Source organism: uncultured Chitinibacter sp., from assembly GCF_945957625.1.
GTDB lineage: Bacteria > Pseudomonadota > Gammaproteobacteria > Burkholderiales > Chitinibacteraceae > Chitinibacter > Chitinibacter tainanensis.
Genome location: NZ_CAMFLP010000006.1, coordinates 95,987 through 113,504, shown reverse-complemented (window position 1 = coordinate 113,504; position 17,518 = coordinate 95,987). Strand labels below are relative to the sequence as shown.

The window sequence follows — 17,518 nt, the reverse complement described above, 5'->3', positions numbered from 1 at the left end:
CATGACGTCCATTCTGGAAAAAGTAGATGTATTTGCCGGCTTGCCGAGCGAATCATTGCTGGAATTAGAAGCGCTGGCGATTCGCCGGCATTACGCCAAGGGCGTGCCGGTATTTTACGAAGGCGAGCCGGTTGAGCATTTGCTGGTGCTGATTGAGGGGCGTTTAAAGCTCTTTCATAGTAATGACGCTGGCCGCGAGTATGTTTATGGCGTGGCCGAGCCGGGCCTGTCGTTTGGCGGAATCGGCCTGCTTACCGATGAGGTGCGCACCGTCTGTGCCGAAGCCGAAGACGATTGCGTGTTTTTATCGATCGCGCGCAGTAATTTCCTCGACTTTGTGGCCACGCATCCGCAAATCAAAGACGCCCTGCTGGCGGGCTCGATCCGGCTGATTAAACATCTAACCAAAACCGTGAGCGATCTGGCCTTGAATGACGTGTATGGCCGGATACGCCGCGTATTTGAAATGCTGGCGGTCAATACCCCCGAGGGGGATCTGATCGAGGGGCAAATTACCCAGCAAGATCTGGCCGACCGGGTCGGCGCCTCGCGCGAGATGATTGCCAAGGTGATGAAAGAACTGGTGGCGGGTGGCTATGTCGAGACTGGCCGCCGCCGCATTTTGATTTTGAAAAAACTGCCCGAACGCTTTTAAGCCTGGCCTGAGTGCCGGCACGGGCGATTAATAACCCAAGCCAACCTGACTAATAGGTATTGTTATGCTGGAAATCTTAAAAACCATCCCTCTGCTGCAAGGCTTCCCGGATGAGCAACTGGAATACATCCTGGCTACTGGCCTGAAACGCACCATGCCCAAGGGCTCATTTGTGTTTCGCGAGGGTGATCCGGCCGAATCGATGTATGTGCTGATTGATGGCCGTGCACGCTGTTTTGCCAGTGATAATCAGGGCAAAGAATTTGTCTTTATGGTGGTTGAGCCGGGTGATGCGATTGGTGAAATTTCGCTGATCGACAACGAGCCGCGCGGCTGGTCATGCCAGTGTGAAGAAGACTCGGTCTTCCTGATGTTTAGCAAGCAAGAATTCCGCGAAGCGCTGGATCGTGAGCCGCATGTGAAAGAGCTGGTGATTCAAAACTTGGCGGCGATGGTGCGCCATTTGTCGACCACGATGAAAAACCTGGCCCTGCTCGATGTCTATGGCCGCGTGCGCGCGCTGTTTGAATCGATGCTGGTGACCGAAGACGGCGTTGAAATGGTGAGCCAGCCGCTCACCCAGCAAGCGATTGCCGATCGCGTGGGCTCGTCGCGCGAAATGATCGCCAGAATCCTGAAAGAGCTGGTGTTTGGCGGCTATATTCGTCTGGAAAACAAACGCATCATCATTTTGCAAAAGCTGCCTGAGCGCTTCTAAGCGACGCGCAAGCAAAAAGCGGCCAAGGGCCGCTTTTTTATCACCTGCGCTTTGGCGGTGGTGCCGCTGTAGCGCGTGAGTGGCTTTATTGCGTGCTCACGGCGCTGGCCTTGACGGCGGCGCTGGCGGCTTTCGCTGGTGCTTGAGTCGTTTTGGCTGGCGCGGGCGTGGCTTTGGCGGCCGGCGTGGCGGTGGGCAGATACAAGGGGCCTTTGTAACCACAGGCGGCGAGGAAGCTGGCAACAGTCAGCAGGGCAAGCAGTTTGCGCATGGCGGGGCAATCAATGGCAAAATGCCAGTTTATCATGTTGGAACCAAGCGATGACCGAATCTGAATTTCTAAGCGCCAGCGATGCGATTTTTAGCCAGATTGAAACGGCGCTGGACGCGGTTGATTTTGATGTCGATCCGCTGCGCGCTGGCAATGTGCTGGAGCTGGAATTTGAAGATGGCAGCAAAGTGATTGTGAATCGCCATACGCCGAATCAAGAGCTGTGGATTGCCGCACGCTCGGGCGGGTATCACTATCGCTGGCAGGATGGGCAGTGGCGCAATACCCGTGGCGAGGGCGAGTTTTTCGCCGATCTGGCTGCCGCCATCAGTACCCATGCTGGCGCAGCCTTTGCATTTGCTTAAGCTGGTCCGTGCCGCATGTTAATGGCCGAATGGGGCTGGCTGGGCGCTTTGGCCTTGTCGGCGTTTACCTCGGCCACCTTGTTGCCGGGTAATTCTGAGCTGGCCTTTGCCGCGGCTTTGCATTATCAGCCGCAGTTATGGGTTTGGGCCTGGCTGGTGGCCGCGGTGGCCAATAGTGCCGGGGGTGCGCTCACCGTCTGGCTGGGGCGCCGTTTGCCGGCGCAGCCCAAGCAACGTTGGCTGCAGCGCAGTCTGGCCTTGGCTCAGCGCTTCGGGCCTGCCAGCCTGCTGCTGTCGTGGGTGCCGCTTTTGGGTGATGCTCTGTGCGGGTTAGCCGGTTGGTTGCGTTGGCCGTGGGGGCGCGTGTTGTGTTATTTAAGCCTTGGTAAAATTGCCCGCTATGGGGTAATTGTCTACTGGCTAGTTTAAATCTATTGTTGAGCCTCATACCCAGCCCGGGTATTTAGGAGGAGCTGCATGTCCCATCCCAAGCCCACCTGGGCGCGCCGCAGTCTGGCGCTGGTACTGAGTTTGAGTTTGTGCTGGCCCAGCGTCAGCCTGGCCACTAATTTGCCCGATCTGGGCGATGTGTCGCAGCAAGGCCTAAGCCCGCAGCAGGAGCGGGAAATCGGCGAGATGGCCATGCGCGAAATTCGCCGCAGCGGCGTGCTGCTAGATGATCCCGAGGTGGCGGCCTTTCTAAATACCATGGGTTATCGCCTAGTCGAGGCGGCCGAAGTGCGCGATACCCAGTTTACGTTTTTTCCGATTCTGGATTCGTCAGTGAATGCCTTTGCGATTCCGGGTGGTTTTATTGGCGTGCATACCGGCCTGATTATTCAGGCCCAGCATGAGTCGGAAGTCGCCAGCGTGTTGGCGCACGAAATTGCCCACGTCTCGCAAAACCATCTGGCGCGGATGATTGAGGGTATGAAGGGCAGTCCTTGGCTGACCTTGGCCGGCATTGCGGCCGCGATTATCGCTGGCAGTATGGGGCGTGGCGATGCGGCGGCAGCGGCGATTGCCGCCACCACCGGCGCCAGCGTGCAGCGGCAGCTGGATTTTACCTATTCGTTTGAGCAGGAGGCCGACCGCCTCGGTATGCAGACACTGCAACGCTCAGGCTATGATCCGCGCGCAATGGCGGTGTTTTTTGAGCGGCTGCAAAACCATAACCGCATTGTGGAAAGCAATGCGCCTGAATTTCTGCGCACACACCCGGTCACGATGAAACGGATTTCCGAGGCGCAAAATCGCGTGGGCGAGCTGAAATATCGGCAAGTGCCCGATTCGCCCGAGTTCTTGTTTGTGCGCGAAAAAGTGCGCGCCATGCAGCTGGGTGGGCGCGAGGCGATTAGCTATTTCCAGAAAACCATCGCCGAGAAGCGCTACGCCAGCGAAACCGCGCAGCGCTATGGCTTGGCCTATGCCTACTTTCTGGCGCGGCAATACGAGCCCGCGTGGGCCGCGTTGCAGCAGGCGCGCGATAGCTTTGCGCCCAAACGCAGTCACCCGATGTTTGAATATCTGGCCGGGCAAATTCGCCTAGCCCAAGGGCAATCGGCCGAGGCGCTGAATGTACTTGGCGCCGCCAGCGCGCGTTATCCGGCCAGCAAGGCGCTGCAATATGCCTTGCTGGATGCCCTGATCGACGCCGGCCAATTCGGCCGCGCCGAGAGCGAGCTGAAAGACCAGCTCAGCATGTATCCCAGCGATGCGCTGTTTTATCAGCGCGGGGCGCGGCTGTATGCCAAGCAAGGCAAGCTGATGCAGCAATATCAGATGCAGGGTGAGTATTACGCCCGGCTGAAGGAATACAACGCAGCGCTGGAGCAATTTAATCTCGCGCTGCGCCAGCCCGAGCAGGATTTTTACCTGCAATCGGGGATTGAAGCGCGGGTGCGCGAGCTGGAAAGCTTGCTGCAGAGCGATAGCAAAAAATAAACCGGGAAAACATGCGGCCTACACTCCGACACAAAATCCTCGCCGTTTGCGAGCAGAAAATCGCGCAGAAAGGCGAAGGGGTAGGGGTGTCGTTTTATGCATTTTTTGCCAATAAAAACGACGATCCGGAGCTGCTAATGGAAGCAGCGACGTGGTGGATACAAACGCACAGGCTGGATCATTTTGAGAAAGCGCAGAAAATCCGGCGCATGGTGCTGACCGAACAAAGCCAAGGTGTCGCCATTTAGACCTGACTAATCAAAGCTAGGCGCATAGACCCAAAGCACCGATAGTCGCGATGGGTATATGCCGGAAGGCTAATTGGGATAAAGCTTGTGGGCCAATACCCGCGCTTAGCGAATCAGCTTAATCCGCTGACGCAAGCCATCCAGATAAATCGCCGGATCGGGCGCGCTTTGATTGCGCTGCGCCTGCCAGATCATTTCGCCTAAGCATTCGAGCATATCGTGCAGGGCTTTGTGCGCGTCATTGTGCTGGGCGTGGAGCTGCTGATACAGCGCGCGCACTCCGGCGGGCTGATCGATCGAAAGCTGCTCGGCAATGGCCAGATGCAGCGATAAATGCAGAAAGGGATTGGTGTCGCCGTGCTCGGGTGGCCAATCGCGATCGATATAATCTTCGCTCAGAAACGCGTGGTATTCCGGATGGGCGAGCAGCACGTCGACGACCACGGCTTCCAGGTCTTCCAGATGCAGGCCTTGCTGGTGTTTTTGCCAGCTATGGATAAAAAAGCGCCGAGCTTGGTCGCGACTGGGGTTGAACAGCATAGCGTTTAATCAAAGAGAGCCAGAAGAACGCTATTGTCGACGACCCGGTTGAATTTGGCGAGCGGGATAATCTGCCCATTGCCATAGAAGCCGGCAAACGGCACCGCCGGCAGTGTACGTCGCAGTGTGTGCCAATCCGGCTCGGTGAGCCCATCGCCCGCCATGGCGCGGCGATGGCTGGAAAATGCCAATGCCCAGCGCGGCTGCGGGCGGCCAGCGAGTTGGCTGATAATCTGGCTGGCAAAACGCTGGCTGGCGGCGCTGCTATCAAAATGCCCCCAGCGTAGTTCATCGCCCGCCTGCAGGGGCTGCGCCAGCATCACGCTATCTGTACTCAAATCACCGCCCAAAACGGGCGCCCAATGGGCCGTTTCGCCGCGCCCGGCCGGGCGAATCGCGGCTTGCAGGCTTTCGAGCGGGTATTGCCCCAGCCAGGGAGCGAGGGTTTGCAATGCGGGTTGGTCGTCGAGCCGCTGCAGTTGCAGGCCGTCGGCCGCGGTGATGGTTTGCCACGGGCCAAGCTCGCTCAACCCATCCGAGACGATGATCGAGCGCGCCTCAAGCGGTAGCTGAATAAAGCTAAAACGCTGCTGGCCCGCTTGCCACAGTGCATATTGCCCTTTGCCAGTGGCATCACCCGCAATCGCGCCAAACTTGGTGGCGCCATCATTGAGCCAGAATTGGTTCACCGCATTGGGCGCCGCGAGGGCCAGATGCGAATTGCGCTGGTGCAAAGGGTAATCCACCGGCAGCACGAGGGCTGCTGCGGCGGGGGAATCTAGACTCCAGTCCTGCTCGGTAAAAACCCCGGCCGCACTAGCGCCGGCAATATCAATGCTGCCGCAGACGCTGGCCACCGCGCGCAGGCAAGCATCGATCTGGCCGTGAAAATGAGTGGAGAGAAACAGAAACACTTTCCCCGCCTGCGTCATGCCGCCGCGGGCCATGGCCGCACTAACGGCAGCGATGGCCACTTGAGTGCTGGCGCGTGGGCCGTGGGCGTAACCGCTGGCAGGGTGGCTTATGGTATGGTGGGCGCTATCGGCAGACAATTTTGAGATTTCTTGCAATGAGTAAAGCAGTAGGGCCGGATTTTCCACTCACGCTCGCGGATGGCCAGCAAGTGCGCTGGTCCGATTATGCCGGGCAGGTGGTGCTGGTGGTGAATGTGGCCAGCCGCTGTGGTTTTACCCCGCAGTATGCCGGATTGCAAACTTTATATCAGCGCTACCGCGCACAAGGGCTGGTGGTGTTGGGTTTTCCGTGCCGGCAATTTGCCCAGGAACTGGCGGCCGATGCTGCGATTGGTGAGTTTTGCCAGCGCAACTATGGGGTGGAGTTTCCGATTTTTGCCCCGATCAAAGTCAATGGCCCTAACGCGCATCCGCTGTACCGCTGGCTGAAGAATCAGCGCCCCGGGGTGCTGGGCACGCGGCTGATCAAGTGGAACTTCACCAAGTTTTTGCTGAACCGGCAGGGGCAGGTGGTGGCGCGGTTTGCGCCCATTACCCCGCCCAGCGCCATCGAACAGGCGATAGAAAGATTGCTGTAATAGCGCTAGCGTAGGCTGGCGGATAGGGCGTTAGCGTTGATGAAGAAGGGGTTTTAGGGTAGAATCCGGCTAATTTTGTATGCGTGAAACGGGGTGGGTCTTCCTATCCCGTTTTTCTACGTGTACCCCACGGATTTATGACTTTTTTGGGCGCAACGCCCTGGAGCCGCCACGTGTCTGCACCTGCCCCCACTCCAGTACAGACGCCAGCCTTGCTGGCGCTCGCCGACGGTACTCTGTTTTACGGCGTATCGATTGGCGCCGACGGTGAAACCCTCGGTGAAGTCGTGTTCAACACGTCGCTGACCGGTTATCAGGAAATTCTGACTGACCCTTCATATACCAAGCAAATCGTTACCCTGACTTACCCGCATATTGGTAACTATGGCGTGAACAGCGAAGATGCTGAAAGCCGCGCTGTGTTTGCCGAAGGCCTGATCATTCGTGATCTGCCTTTGCTGCATTCTAACTTCCGCGCCACCATGAGCCTGGGGGAGTATCTCAAGCAAAACGGCGTGGTTGCTATTGCGGATATCGATACCCGTAAACTCACGCGCATTCTGCGCGAGAAGGGTGCCCAAGCCGGTTGCATCGTGAGCGGCCAGAATATCGACGCCGCGGCCGCGGTTGAGAAAGCCAAATCGTTTGGCTCGATGGCCGGCCAAGATCTGGCCAAAGTGGTGACGTGCGAGAAGCCATTTGAGTGGACGACGGCCGAGTGGAAACTGGGCGTGGGTTATACCGTGCAGAGTAACCCGAAATTCCACGTGGTGGCCTACGACTTCGGCGTAAAACACAATATCTTGCGCATGCTGGCTGAGCGTGGTTGCAAGCTGACCGTGGTGCCAGCGCAAACGCCGGCTAGCGAAGTGTTGGCGCTCAATCCCGATGGCGTGTTCCTGTCGAACGGCCCTGGCGATCCTGAGCCATGTGATTATGCGATTAAAGCGATTCAAGAATTGCTGGCCACCAGCCTGCCGATTTTCGGTATCTGTTTGGGTCACCAGTTGCTTGGCTTGGCTGCCGGCGGCAAAACCAGCAAGATGAAGTTTGGTCACCACGGTGCCAATCATCCGGTGCAAGACCTGGATAGCAAACATGTGATGATCACGAGCCAGAACCATGGCTTCCAAGTGGATGAAACCAGCTTGCCAGCCAATGTGCGCGTCACTCACCGTTCGCTCTTTGATGGCACGGTGCAGGGCATTGCGTTGACCGACAAGCCGGCCTTCTCGTTCCAGGGCCACCCAGAGGCGAGCCCAGGCCCGCACGATGTGGCGTACTTGTTTGACAAATTTATCGATGCGATGAGCGCCCGCAAGGCTTAACAGTATGGATGGCCTAGCCCAGCACTTTGGTGCCTTCTTTACCTCGCACCCCGCCGGCTGGCTGGGGGCGCTGGTGCTGATAGTGGGCTACTGGCTGTTCTCTCGCATCCTCAAAATGATTATTTCTTGCGTGTTGCTGATCGCGATTGCGGCTGGCTGGTACTGGTGGACTCACCAGCAACCAACAGGCTCCGCGAATGCCGTGACAACCGTGATCGAAAACAGCGATAAACACTAAGGACGAACAATATGCCCAAGCGCAACGACCTAAAAAGCATTCTGATTATTGGTGCTGGCCCGATCGTGATCGGCCAGGCCTGCGAATTTGACTACTCTGGCGCGCAAGCGTGTAAAGCCCTGCGCGAAGAGGGCTACAAAGTCATCCTGGTGAACAGCAACCCTGCCACCATCATGACCGACCCGAATATGGCTGATGTGACCTACATCGAGCCGATTACCTGGCAAGTGGTTGAGAAAATCATCGCCAAAGAGCGTCCTGACGCAATCTTGCCAACGATGGGCGGCCAAACCGCACTGAACTGCGCGCTGGATCTGTGGCGCAATGGCGTGCTGGATAAATACAGCGTTGAATTAATCGGCGCAACGCCAGAAGCGATTGATAAAGCCGAAGATCGGCAAAAATTCAAAGTGGCGATGGATAAAATCGGTCTGGGTTCGGCCCGTTCCGGTATCGCCCATACGCTGGAAGAAGCACTGGCCGTACAGGCACAGGTGGGCTTCCCGGCGATTATCCGTCCTTCGTTCACCATGGGTGGCTCAGGCGGTGGTATCGCTTATAACATCCAGGAATTCATCGAAATCTGTACCCGTGGTCTGGATCTATCGCCGACCAATGAGCTGTTGATTGAAGAGTCGCTGCTGGGCTGGAAAGAGTACGAGATGGAAGTCGTGCGCGATCGCAACGACAACTGCATTATCGTGTGCTCGATCGAAAACTTGGACCCAATGGGCGTGCACACCGGTGATTCGATCACCGTGGCCCCAGCGCAAACGCTGACCGACAAGGAATACCAGATCATGCGTAACGCATCGATCGCGGTATTGCGTGAGATCGGTGTAGATACCGGCGGCTCTAACGTGCAATTCTCGGTGAACCCGAAAGACGGCCGTTTGATCGTGATCGAGATGAACCCACGCGTATCACGTTCATCGGCGCTGGCTTCCAAAGCCACCGGTTTCCCGATTGCGAAAGTCGCCGCCAAACTGGCGGTGGGCTACACGCTGGATGAGCTGAAAAACGAAATTACTGGCGGCAAAACCCCAGCGTCGTTCGAGCCATCCATCGATTACGTGGTGACCAAAATCCCACGTTTTGCCTTCGAGAAATTCCCGCAAGCCAACAACCGCCTGACTACACAAATGAAGTCGGTGGGTGAAGTGATGGCAATGGGCCGCACGCAGCAAGAATCGCTGCAAAAAGCCCTGCGTGGCCTCGAAACTGGCATGTCGGGTTTTGATGAAATCACCACTGATCGCACCCTGATCGAATCAGAAATCGCGGCGCCTGGCCCTGAGCGCCTGTGGTACGTAGCGGATGCTTTCCGCGTCGGCATGAGTCTGGATGAAATCCACGCGATTTCGAAGATCGATCCATGGTTCCTCGCGCTGATCGAAGACATCCTGAAAGATGAAGCCGCACTGCGTGGTCGTAGCGTGGATAGCCTGAGCAAAGAAGAGCTGCGTCGCCTGAAACGTAAAGGCTTCTCTGATCGTCGTTTGGCCACTTTGCTCGGTTGCGATCAGAATGCCGTGCGTAAAGCGCGCCACGCGCTGAATGTTCGCCCGGTGTATAAGCGTGTAGACACCTGCGCAGCTGAGTTTGCGAGCAATACCGCCTATATGTATTCAACCTATGAGGAAGAATGCGAGGCGCAGCCAACCGACAAGAAAAAAGTCATGATTCTGGGCGGTGGCCCGAACCGGATTGGCCAAGGTATCGAGTTTGACTACTGCTGCGTGCACGCGGCACTGGCGTTGCGTGAAGATGGTTACGAGACCATCATGGTCAACTGCAACCCGGAAACTGTTTCTACCGATTACGATACTTCCGACCGGCTGTATTTCGAGCCACTGACGCTGGAAGATGTGCTGGAAATCGTGGCAGTTGAAAAACCATTCGGTGTGATCGTGCAATACGGTGGCCAAACCCCACTGAAATTGGCACGCGCGCTGGAAGCCAATGGTGTGCCTATCGTTGGTACTACCCCAGACATGATCGATGCCGCCGAAGACCGTGAGCGCTTCCAGAAGCTCTTGCATGATCTGGGCCTGCGTCAGCCGCCAAATGCCACAGCACGTACCGAGCCAGATGCGCTGCACTTGGCCCGCGAGCTGGGCTACCCGCTGGTGGTGCGTCCATCGTATGTACTGGGCGGCCGCGCAATGCAGATCGTGCATTCGGAAGATGATCTGGCCCGCTATATGCGCGAAGCGGTGAAAGTATCGAATGACTCACCTGTGTTGCTGGATCGCTTCCTGAACGACGCGATTGAGGTGGATGTGGATGCGCTGTCGGATGGCGAACAAGTCATCATCGGCGGCATCATGGAACACATCGAGCAAGCCGGCGTGCACTCAGGCGATTCAGCCTGCTCGCTGCCACCGTATTCGCTCTCGCAAACGCTGCAAGACGAGCTGCGTCGCCAGACCGTGGCAATGGCCAAGGCGCTGAACGTGGTTGGCCTGATGAATGTGCAGTTTGCGATTCAAGGCAAAGGCGACGCTGCCGTGGTGTATGTGCTGGAAGTGAATCCACGTGCTTCACGGACTGTGCCGTATGTATCGAAAGCCACCAGCTTGTCGCTGGCCAAAGTGGCTGCGCGTTGTATGGTGGGCCAGACTTTGGCCGCGCAAGGCGTTACCCGCGAAATCATTCCATCGTACTACTCGGTGAAAGAAGCGGTCTTCCCGTTCAATAAATTCCCTGGCGTGGATACCATCCTCGGCCCAGAGATGAAATCGACCGGTGAAGTCATGGGCGTGGGTACCACCTTTGCCGAAGCCTTTGTGAAGTCACAAATGGCCGCAGGCACCGTGTTGCCAAGCTCAGGCAGCGTGTTTATTTCGGTGCGTGAAGGCGATAAAGCGCAGGCGGTTGAGTGCGCGGGCATTCTGGCGAAGCTGGGCTTTAAAGTGCTGGCCACCAAGGGCACTGCCGCCGCGATCGAAGCGGCCGGGGTCGCCGTTACCGCGGTCAACAAAGTGACTGAAGGTCGTCCGCACGTGGTGGATATGATCGTCAACGGTGAAATCGGTATGATCTTCAATACCGTGGATGAGCGCCGCCAAGCGATTCAGGATAGCTATTCGATCCGTCACGAGGCACTGAAAGCCAAGCTGCCAGTGTTTACGACCATCGCAGGTGCTAAAGCGGCGTGTATCGGTTTGCGTGATATGAAAGAACTGAACGTGTATGACGTACAGGGCTTGCATCGCCTGCTGAATAACTGATATTTTTACGCCTGAACACAATCAAGCCGCCATGCTCATTCGAGCTGGCGGCTGTTATTTTTACAACCGGCCGCAGTGGGGCGACCGGGTGGAGAGCAGACATGAATAAAGTGCCATTGACCGTCGTGGGGGCGGAAAAACTGAAGGCAGAACTGGCGCATCTGAAAAGCGTCGAGCGTCCAGCCGTGATTGCGGCGATTGCCGAGGCCCGTAGCCACGGCGATTTGTCGGAAAATGCCGAATATGACGCCGCCAAAGAAAAGCAGGGCTTTGTGGAAGGCCGCATTGCCGAGCTGGAAGGCAAGCTCGCCAACAGCCAGATTATCGATCCGAAGAGCATGGCCGATTCGGCTGAGGGCCGGATTGTGTTTGCGGCCACCGTGGTGCTGCAAGACTTGGATAACGAAAGCGAAGTTACCTACCAGATCGTTGGTGATGACGAAGCCGACATCAAAGAAGGCAAAATTTCGGTGTCGAGCCCCATTGCCCGCGCCCTGATCGGCAAATACGAAGGCGATGTGGCCGAGGTACAGGCACCGGGCGGCATTCGTGAATATGAAGTGCTGGCTGTTCAATACATCTAATTATTAAGAGGCTGGGTATAGCCTGCTAAGCCTTATCAAGCATTGGCTGTACGCTGATACATCGTATGGGTAATGGGTTGAAGAACCTGCTGACCACTGTGTGGATTGGCGGCATGTGGATCATCGGCATCGTGGTGGCGCCGGCTTTATTCAGTAGCCTGGATAAAGCTGTGGCTGGCATGGTAGCCGGCAAATTGTTTCATGCCATCGGCTGGATCGGCATTGTGGCCGGGCTGTTTTTGCTGATCTGGTGGATCTGGATGGATGGCGCCCGGGCCTTTAAAGGGCAAAAGCTCTGGCTGATTATCGGTATGCTGCTGTGCACGCTGATCAATCAGTTTGCGATTTTTCCGCTGATTGCCGAAATCAAACCTGCGGTGAGTAACGCCGCCGAAGGCATGTTTGGGGGCGGCTTAGCCCAATGGCACACGATTTCCAGCCTGATTTATCTGCTGCAAAGCGTGTTGGGCCTGATCTATATCTGGAAAGAATAAAGCGCAAAACAAAAGGGCGCCTTGGGCGCCCTCTTTGTATTCAGCCAAACGCAATTAAGCGGCTTTCTTTTTGGCTTTAGGCAGCAGGATTTTTGGTTTGTCGGTATTGCTTGGGCGGTAGATCAACAGCAGTTTACCCAAGAGTTGTACCGGTGCCGCGCCCAGATCGGCGCAAATTTGTTCCATATACTGCTTGCGTGCTTCGCGATCGTCGCCCAGTACGCGAACTTTGATCAACTCGTGTGCGTCCAGATTAACGGCTATTTCCCGCATCACCGCATCAGTGAGACCATTGTTCCCAATCATCACCACCGGATTAAGGTGATGCGCCAAGCTGCGCAAATGACGGCATTGATCCGGGGTAAGTTCTAACATATTGATTAAATCCTTGAATTCTTGACTAACAGGACAGTTTAACCGATGGCAGGTATCAATTCCAGTAGTGCTTGGCTGCACGAGCATGTGAACGACCAGTATGTCCAGATGGCAAAAAAAGAAGGCTATCGGGCTCGCGCAGCCTACAAACTGCTGGAAATCGACGAAAAAGACAAACTCCTCAAGCCCGGCTTGTGGGTGGCTGACTTGGGCGCTGCACCTGGCAGCTGGTGTCAGGTGGCCAAGAAAAAGGTCGGCGGCAATGGCCGGGTTTTTGCCTTGGATATCTTAGAAATGGATCCCATCCGCGATGTGGAGTTTGTGCAGGGCGATTTTCGCGAGCAGGAAGTCCTTGATCGTTTTAATGCCTTATTGGATGGTCGGCAGGTAGACCTTGTAATCTGCGATATGGCCCCCAATATGAGTGGTAATGCCGTAACCGATCAGGCGCGCAGTATGTATCTGTGCGAGCTGGCCCTCGAATTTGCCCGTGAACAACTTAAACCTGGCGGACATTTTCTGGTCAAAGTCTTCCAGGGCAGTGGTTTTCAAGAATATATGGCGGAAATGCGGGAAACTTTTTCTGCCGTTGTGACACGAAAACCAAAAGCCTCGCGTGATCGTAGCCCCGAAGTCTATCTGCTGGGTAAGCAAAAAAAGGCTTAACGCTGCGGTTGAAGCGAGTAAAATAGTTTTGTCATTCCCAATGTTGGGAAACACAGGAGTAAGGCCGTGAACAATCTCGGCAAGAATGTCGCAATTTGGCTGGTCGTCGGCATCATTTTGATGACGGTGTTCAACCAGTTCTCCAAACATCAAGATACCTCGACCCAGGTGCCGTATTCGCAATTTATGGCGGATGTGGAGCAGGGGCGCATCGCCACGGCTGAGATTGAAGGCAGCCCGCTGCGTGGGCAATGGATTCGCGGGAAGAAAACCGATGGCAGCAATTATGCCACTCTGGCGCCATTCGATTTCCGCATGGTCGATACCCTCATCAAACACAATGTGAAATTCGCGGCTAAGCCAGAAGAAGAGCCAAGCTTGCTGATGAGCATCTTCGTCAACTGGTTCCCGATGCTGCTGCTGATCGGGGTGTGGATTTTCTTCATGCGCCAGATGCAAGGTGGTGGTAAAGGCGGCGCCTTTAGTTTTGGTAAATCCAAAGCCAAGATGCTAGATGAAAGCAATAACGCGGTGACTTTCGCGGATGTTGCCGGTTGCGATGAAGCCAAAGAAGAAGTCGCCGAGATCGTTGACTATCTGCGTGACCCAAGCAAATATCAGAGCCTCGGTGGCCGCATGCCACGCGGTATCCTGATGGTGGGCTCACCAGGTACGGGTAAAACCCTGCTTGCTAAAGCCATTGCTGGTGAAGCGAAAGTGCCATTCTTCTCGATTTCCGGTTCGGACTTCGTCGAGATGTTTGTCGGCGTTGGTGCTGCCCGGGTACGGGATATGTTCGAAAACGCCAAGAAAAACGCACCGTGCATTATCTTTATCGACGAGATCGATGCCGTGGGGCGCCAGCGTGGAGCTGGGCTTGGCGGTGGTAACGATGAGCGCGAACAAACCTTGAACCAAATGCTGGTCGAAATGGACGGTTTTGAAGGCAATTCCGGCATTATCGTAATTGCAGCCACCAACCGCCCTGATGTGCTGGACCCTGCTTTGATGCGTCCGGGCCGCTTCGATCGCCAGGTGGTGGTTTCACTGCCCGATATTCGTGGTCGTGAGCAGATTCTGGGCGTGCACATGCGCAAAGTGCCAATTGCCAATGACGTTGATGCTTCCGTTTTAGCGCGTGGGACTCCGGGTATGTCCGGTGCTGACTTGGCCAATCTGGTGAACGAAGCAGCACTGTTTGCCGCGCGCCGTAACAAGCGCTTGGTCGATATGGCCGACTTTGAATCTGCCAAAGACAAAATCTACATGGGCCCTGAGCGCCGTAGCATGGTCATGACCGAAGAAGAGCGTCGTGCTACCGCTTACCATGAGTCTGGACACGCTGTAGTGGCAGAAATGCTGGAAGGCACTGATCCGGTTCACAAAGTTACCATCATGCCGCGTGGTCGTGCGCTGGGTTTGACCTGGCAGCTGCCTGAACGTGACAAATTCTCGATGTACAAAGATCAGATGCTGAACGAGCTTGCCATTCTGTTTGGTGGCCGTGTAGCGGAAGATCTCTTCGTGCACCGCATCTCGACCGGCGCATCGAATGACTTCGAGCGGGCCACACGCATGGCGCGTGACATGGTGACCCGCTACGGGATGACCGAGAAGCTGGGGCCGATGGTCTACGGCGAGAACGATGGTGAGGTGTTCCTTGGTCGTTCGGTAACCACGCACAAAAATGTGTCTGAAGCCACCATGCAGCAAGTGGATGCCGAAATTCGCCGCATTATCGATGAGCAGTATGCGCTAGCGGTAAAAATCCTTGACGAGAACCGTGACAAGGTGGAAGCGATGACCACGGCGCTAATGGATTGGGAAACCATTGATCGCGAACAGATTCTGGATATTATGGCTGGCCGCCCACCGCGCCCACCGAAAGATCTGCCGCCACCGCGCAAAACGTTGAGTAGCGAAGAAACGCCAAGTGGCGGGGCCGAAGTGCCTCACGCACCAGCGGCTGAAGCGTAAGCAATTACACTCAAACATCAAGGCGGCGTGAGCCGCCTTTTTCTTTGGACGATAACAGCATGCAAATTTGGCAGTGCGGCCGGTTTAGCTTGTCGCTAGAGCGCCCTTTGGTCATGGGGATATTGAATGTGACCCCGGATTCATTTTCCGATGGTGGTCGCTATGTGGGCCTTGATGCGGCTAAAGCGCGCATCGAGGCAATGTTAGCTGCGGGCGCCGATATCATCGACATTGGCGGCGAATCCACGCGCCCGGGGGCGACACCTGTTTCCTTGCAGCAGGAGCTTGAGCGGGTCTTGCCGATCTTGGCGCTTGCTCAGCAATATCAGGTGCCCATTTCGATCGACACCTGCAAAACCGAAGTGATGCAAGCCGCCTTGGCCGCTGGCGCCGACATTATTAACGACATTGCGGGGCTTGAAGCGCCCGGCGCCATTGCTGCGTTACAGCGTAGTCAGGCCGGAGTGTGTTTGATGCATAAACAGGGCCAACCACAAACCATGCAGAGCGAGCCGCACTATCACGATGTCGTCACTGAAGTGGTCGATTATCTACTGGCGCGTGCCGCAGTCGTGGTGCAAAGCGGCGTATCCGCCGCGCGGATTGTGCTCGACCCTGGCTTTGGCTTTGGCAAAACGCTGGCCCATAATCAGTCACTCTTTCGTGCGATACGCAACTGGCAGCAATGGCCTTATCCGCTGCTAATTGGCGTGTCTCGCAAGCGAATGCTAGGCGAGCTAACGGGGCGGGAGGTTGCCGAGCGCATGGTGCCCAGCGTGGTGGCCGCGGTGCTCGCTGCACAGCAAGGCGCCAAAATAATTCGTGTGCACGATGTAAGTGAAACAGTGGATGCGTTAAAGATTTGGCAAGGGTTAAAATAAGCCCGATTAAAAATTAAATCACGAAGGATAGAGTAATGGCACGTAAGTATTTTGGTACCGATGGTGTGCGTGGTTTGGTGGGCGAAGCGCCAATCACCCCCGATTTTGCGATGCGTCTAGGTTATGCCGCCGGGCGGGTCTTGGTGGCTGAAAGCGCGAAACAGGGGCGCAATGATCACCCTGGCGTGCTGATCGGTAAAGACACCCGCATCTCGGGCTATATGCTGGAAGCCGCACTGCAGGCCGGCTTTAATGCTGCCGGAGTCGATTGCCATCTAACGGGGCCGCTGCCGACTCCGGGGATTGCTTATCTGACCCGCGCATTGCGCCTGTCGGCTGGGGTGGTGATTTCTGCTTCGCACAATCCCTACCACGATAACGGGATCAAGTTTTTTGGGGCTAGCGGTAAAAAATTGCCGGATGCGGTTGAGCTGGCGATTGAAGCGGCTATCGATGAGCCGCAGACCTGCGTAGCCTCGAAGCAAATTGGCCGCTCATGGCGGATTAACGATGCGGCTGGCCGCTACATCGAATTTTGTAAATCGACGTTTTCGAATGAACTGGATTTACGTGGTATGAAGCTGGTGGTGGATTGTGCGAATGGTGCTACCTATCACATCGCTCCGCACGTTTTTCACGAGCTGGGCGCTGAAGTCGTGAGCATGGGTGCGCAGCCGAATGGCTTTAACATCAACGAAGAAGTTGGCGCCACGCATCCGGAGGCGCTACGCCTTAAGGTGCTATCAGAGGGCGCGCACTTTGGTGTGGCCTTGGATGGTGACGGCGACCGCCTGATCATGGTTGATCGCGACGGCACGATTGTGGATGGTGACCAGCTCTTGTATGTGCTGGCCCTGCATCGCCAACAAAAAGGCACGCTGGGTAGTGGGGTAGTGGGTACGCTGATGACCAACCTTGGCGTGGAAAATGCCCTGAAACAACGTGGCATTGGTTTTGTGCGCGCCAAAGTAGGTGATCGCTATGTGCTGGAGCAGCTGGATGCACAAGGCTGGTTGGTAGGCGGCGAAGGCTCAGGCCACCTCTTGTGTCTGGATAAGCATACTACCGGTGATGGCATCGTATCCGCACTGCAAGTGCTGGAGGCACTTAAAGAATCTGGCCAAACGCTGGCGGGTTTCTGCAAAGACTTGCGACTCTCAAAGCAAGTGCTCAAAAACGTACGCATTGCCAAAGGCTTTGATTGCCATGGTTCGGAGGCGATTGCGGCCAAGGTGCAGGAAGCGGAAGCAGCTATGGGCACCGAAGGGCGTGTATTGCTGCGTCCGTCTGGTACCGAGCCCATGGTGCGGGTGATGGTCGAGCACACCGACGCGGTGCAAGCGCGGGAATGGGCGGATAAGATTGCCGCTGTGGTTACTGCCGAGGCTGAACAATCGGATGCTTGATGGGGTATATGGCTGAAGTGATTATTTATTAATCAATTTGGCC

20 protein-coding genes are annotated in these 17,518 nt (G+C 56.0%); 16 read left to right on the top strand and 4 right to left on the bottom strand.

What is annotated here, in order from left to right; translation table 11 throughout:
* The first annotated feature begins 1 nt into the window (after nt 1).
* Nucleotides 2-655, top strand: coding sequence for a Crp/Fnr family transcriptional regulator (locus tag QV747_RS09200; RefSeq protein ID WP_047393164.1), 654 nt, complete (start codon nt 2-4; stop codon nt 653-655).
* Between the two features lie 64 nt (nt 656-719).
* A complete protein-coding gene (locus QV747_RS09195; RefSeq protein ID WP_051258746.1) occupies nt 720-1,373 on the top strand; it encodes a Crp/Fnr family transcriptional regulator in 654 nt (217 codons plus the stop codon).
* An 85-nt stretch (nt 1,374-1,458) separates the two neighbouring features.
* Here the strand turns inward: QV747_RS09195 and QV747_RS09190 are convergent, their stop codons facing one another.
* The gene (locus QV747_RS09190; RefSeq protein ID WP_156128999.1) at nt 1,459-1,644 is read right to left on the bottom strand and encodes a lipoprotein; all 186 of its coding nucleotides are present in this window, start codon (nt 1,642-1,644) and stop codon (nt 1,459-1,461) included.
* Between the two features lie 50 nt (nt 1,645-1,694).
* Here QV747_RS09190 and cyaY point away from each other — a divergent pair, with 50 nt between their 5' ends.
* Genes cyaY through QV747_RS09170 form a run of 4 tightly spaced genes read left to right on the top strand, consistent with a single transcriptional unit; the run spans nt 1,695 to nt 4,201 of the window.
* Complete coding sequence (gene cyaY, locus QV747_RS09185) at nt 1,695-2,009, top strand: iron donor protein CyaY (RefSeq protein WP_047393171.1); 315 nt, start codon at nt 1,695-1,697, stop codon at nt 2,007-2,009.
* Nucleotides 2,010-2,024: 15 nt separating this feature from the next.
* Nucleotides 2,025-2,438 carry a YqaA family protein gene (locus QV747_RS09180; protein WP_197053822.1) on the top strand — a complete coding sequence of 138 codons (414 nt, stop codon included), beginning with the start codon at nt 2,025-2,027 and terminating at the stop codon, nt 2,436-2,438.
* A 48-nt stretch (nt 2,439-2,486) separates the two neighbouring features.
* Entirely contained in the window at nt 2,487-3,953 is a 1,467-nt protein-coding gene (locus tag QV747_RS09175) for a M48 family metalloprotease (protein ID WP_273431017.1), read from the top strand.
* 11 nt (nt 3,954-3,964) lie between these two features.
* Nucleotides 3,965-4,201: a DUF6500 family protein gene (locus QV747_RS09170; RefSeq protein WP_273431015.1), complete on the top strand. Its 237-nt coding sequence runs from the start codon at nt 3,965-3,967 to the stop codon at nt 4,199-4,201.
* Nucleotides 4,202-4,306: 105 nt separating this feature from the next.
* Here the strand turns inward: QV747_RS09170 and QV747_RS09165 are convergent, their stop codons facing one another.
* Both QV747_RS09165 and QV747_RS09160 read right to left on the bottom strand, forming a co-directional pair.
* On the bottom strand, nt 4,307-4,741 hold the full coding sequence (locus tag QV747_RS09165; protein ID WP_273431013.1) for a DUF1841 family protein: 435 nt from the start codon (nt 4,739-4,741) through the stop codon (nt 4,307-4,309).
* A 5-nt stretch (nt 4,742-4,746) separates the two neighbouring features.
* Nucleotides 4,747-5,793: an FIST C-terminal domain-containing protein gene (locus QV747_RS09160; RefSeq protein ID WP_156129001.1), complete on the bottom strand. Its 1,047-nt coding sequence runs from the start codon at nt 5,791-5,793 to the stop codon at nt 4,747-4,749.
* A 17-nt stretch (nt 5,794-5,810) separates the two neighbouring features.
* Between QV747_RS09160 and QV747_RS09155 the strand changes: the two genes are divergently transcribed.
* From QV747_RS09155 to QV747_RS09130, 6 genes are all read left to right on the top strand, one after another.
* Nucleotides 5,811-6,293, top strand: coding sequence for a glutathione peroxidase (locus tag QV747_RS09155; protein WP_273431010.1), 483 nt, complete (start codon nt 5,811-5,813; stop codon nt 6,291-6,293).
* A gap of 173 nt (nt 6,294-6,466) precedes the next feature.
* The gene (carA, locus tag QV747_RS09150) at nt 6,467-7,621 is read left to right on the top strand and encodes a glutamine-hydrolyzing carbamoyl-phosphate synthase small subunit (RefSeq protein WP_047393468.1); all 1,155 of its coding nucleotides are present in this window, start codon (nt 6,467-6,469) and stop codon (nt 7,619-7,621) included.
* Nucleotides 7,622-7,625: 4 nt separating this feature from the next.
* Entirely contained in the window at nt 7,626-7,859 is a 234-nt protein-coding gene (locus QV747_RS09145) for a hypothetical protein (RefSeq protein ID WP_047393184.1), read from the top strand.
* Between the two features lie 11 nt (nt 7,860-7,870).
* Nucleotides 7,871-11,092 (top strand): carbamoyl-phosphate synthase large subunit, encoded by a 3,222-nt coding sequence (gene carB / locus QV747_RS09140; RefSeq protein WP_273431007.1) that lies wholly within the window; start codon nt 7,871-7,873, stop codon nt 11,090-11,092.
* 101 nt (nt 11,093-11,193) lie between these two features.
* On the top strand, nt 11,194-11,676 hold the full coding sequence (gene greA / locus QV747_RS09135; RefSeq protein ID WP_028449138.1) for a transcription elongation factor GreA: 483 nt from the start codon (nt 11,194-11,196) through the stop codon (nt 11,674-11,676).
* 65 nt (nt 11,677-11,741) lie between these two features.
* On the top strand, nt 11,742-12,170 hold the full coding sequence (locus QV747_RS09130; protein WP_028449139.1) for a DUF4149 domain-containing protein: 429 nt from the start codon (nt 11,742-11,744) through the stop codon (nt 12,168-12,170).
* 54 nt (nt 12,171-12,224) lie between these two features.
* Here QV747_RS09130 and yhbY read toward each other — a convergent pair whose 3' ends face one another.
* On the bottom strand, nt 12,225-12,545 hold the full coding sequence (yhbY, locus tag QV747_RS09125; RefSeq protein WP_028449140.1) for a ribosome assembly RNA-binding protein YhbY: 321 nt from the start codon (nt 12,543-12,545) through the stop codon (nt 12,225-12,227).
* Between the two features lie 45 nt (nt 12,546-12,590).
* Here yhbY and rlmE point away from each other — a divergent pair, with 45 nt between their 5' ends.
* The 4 genes from rlmE (at nt 12,591) to glmM (ending at nt 17,475) form a co-directional block, all read left to right on the top strand.
* Nucleotides 12,591-13,211, top strand: a complete 621-nt coding sequence (gene rlmE, locus QV747_RS09120) for a 23S rRNA (uridine(2552)-2'-O)-methyltransferase RlmE (protein ID WP_028449141.1) — start codon at nt 12,591-12,593, stop codon at nt 13,209-13,211.
* Nucleotides 13,212-13,277: 66 nt separating this feature from the next.
* Nucleotides 13,278-15,188: an ATP-dependent zinc metalloprotease FtsH gene (gene ftsH / locus QV747_RS09115; RefSeq protein WP_273431002.1), complete on the top strand. Its 1,911-nt coding sequence runs from the start codon at nt 13,278-13,280 to the stop codon at nt 15,186-15,188.
* Between the two features lie 59 nt (nt 15,189-15,247).
* Complete coding sequence (gene folP / locus QV747_RS09110; protein ID WP_273431000.1) at nt 15,248-16,069, top strand: dihydropteroate synthase; 822 nt, start codon at nt 15,248-15,250, stop codon at nt 16,067-16,069.
* A 35-nt stretch (nt 16,070-16,104) separates the two neighbouring features.
* A complete protein-coding gene (glmM, locus tag QV747_RS09105; protein ID WP_273430998.1) occupies nt 16,105-17,475 on the top strand; it encodes a phosphoglucosamine mutase in 1,371 nt (456 codons plus the stop codon).
* Nucleotides 17,476-17,518 lie beyond the last annotated feature (43 nt).

Bases quoted from the DNA above. Each gene is read 5' to 3' on its own strand.
- yhbY (WP_028449140.1), bottom strand. From the start codon at position 12,545: ATGTTAGAACTTACCCCGGATCAATGCCGTCATTTGCGCAGCTTGGCG.
- greA (WP_028449138.1), top strand. From the start codon at position 11,194: ATGAATAAAGTGCCATTGACCGTCGTGGGGGCGGAAAAACTGAAGGCA.
- QV747_RS09200 (WP_047393164.1), top strand. From the start codon at position 2: ATGACGTCCATTCTGGAAAAAGTAGATGTATTTGCCGGCTTGCCGAGC.
- QV747_RS09165 (WP_273431013.1), bottom strand. From the start codon at position 4,741: ATGCTGTTCAACCCCAGTCGCGACCAAGCTCGGCGCTTTTTTATCCAT.
- QV747_RS09175 (WP_273431017.1), top strand. From the start codon at position 2,487: ATGTCCCATCCCAAGCCCACCTGGGCGCGCCGCAGTCTGGCGCTGGTA.
- QV747_RS09195 (WP_051258746.1), top strand. From the start codon at position 720: ATGCTGGAAATCTTAAAAACCATCCCTCTGCTGCAAGGCTTCCCGGAT.
- rlmE (WP_028449141.1), top strand. From the start codon at position 12,591: ATGGCAGGTATCAATTCCAGTAGTGCTTGGCTGCACGAGCATGTGAAC.
- QV747_RS09180 (WP_197053822.1), top strand. From the start codon at position 2,025: ATGTTAATGGCCGAATGGGGCTGGCTGGGCGCTTTGGCCTTGTCGGCG.
- QV747_RS09130 (WP_028449139.1), top strand. From the start codon at position 11,742: ATGGGTAATGGGTTGAAGAACCTGCTGACCACTGTGTGGATTGGCGGC.
- QV747_RS09170 (WP_273431015.1), top strand. From the start codon at position 3,965: ATGCGGCCTACACTCCGACACAAAATCCTCGCCGTTTGCGAGCAGAAA.
- glmM (WP_273430998.1), top strand. From the start codon at position 16,105: ATGGCACGTAAGTATTTTGGTACCGATGGTGTGCGTGGTTTGGTGGGC.
- QV747_RS09155 (WP_273431010.1), top strand. From the start codon at position 5,811: ATGAGTAAAGCAGTAGGGCCGGATTTTCCACTCACGCTCGCGGATGGC.
- carB (WP_273431007.1), top strand. From the start codon at position 7,871: ATGCCCAAGCGCAACGACCTAAAAAGCATTCTGATTATTGGTGCTGGC.
- QV747_RS09145 (WP_047393184.1), top strand. From the start codon at position 7,626: ATGGATGGCCTAGCCCAGCACTTTGGTGCCTTCTTTACCTCGCACCCC.
- folP (WP_273431000.1), top strand. From the start codon at position 15,248: ATGCAAATTTGGCAGTGCGGCCGGTTTAGCTTGTCGCTAGAGCGCCCT.
- QV747_RS09190 (WP_156128999.1), bottom strand. From the start codon at position 1,644: ATGCGCAAACTGCTTGCCCTGCTGACTGTTGCCAGCTTCCTCGCCGCC.
- cyaY (WP_047393171.1), top strand. From the start codon at position 1,695: ATGACCGAATCTGAATTTCTAAGCGCCAGCGATGCGATTTTTAGCCAG.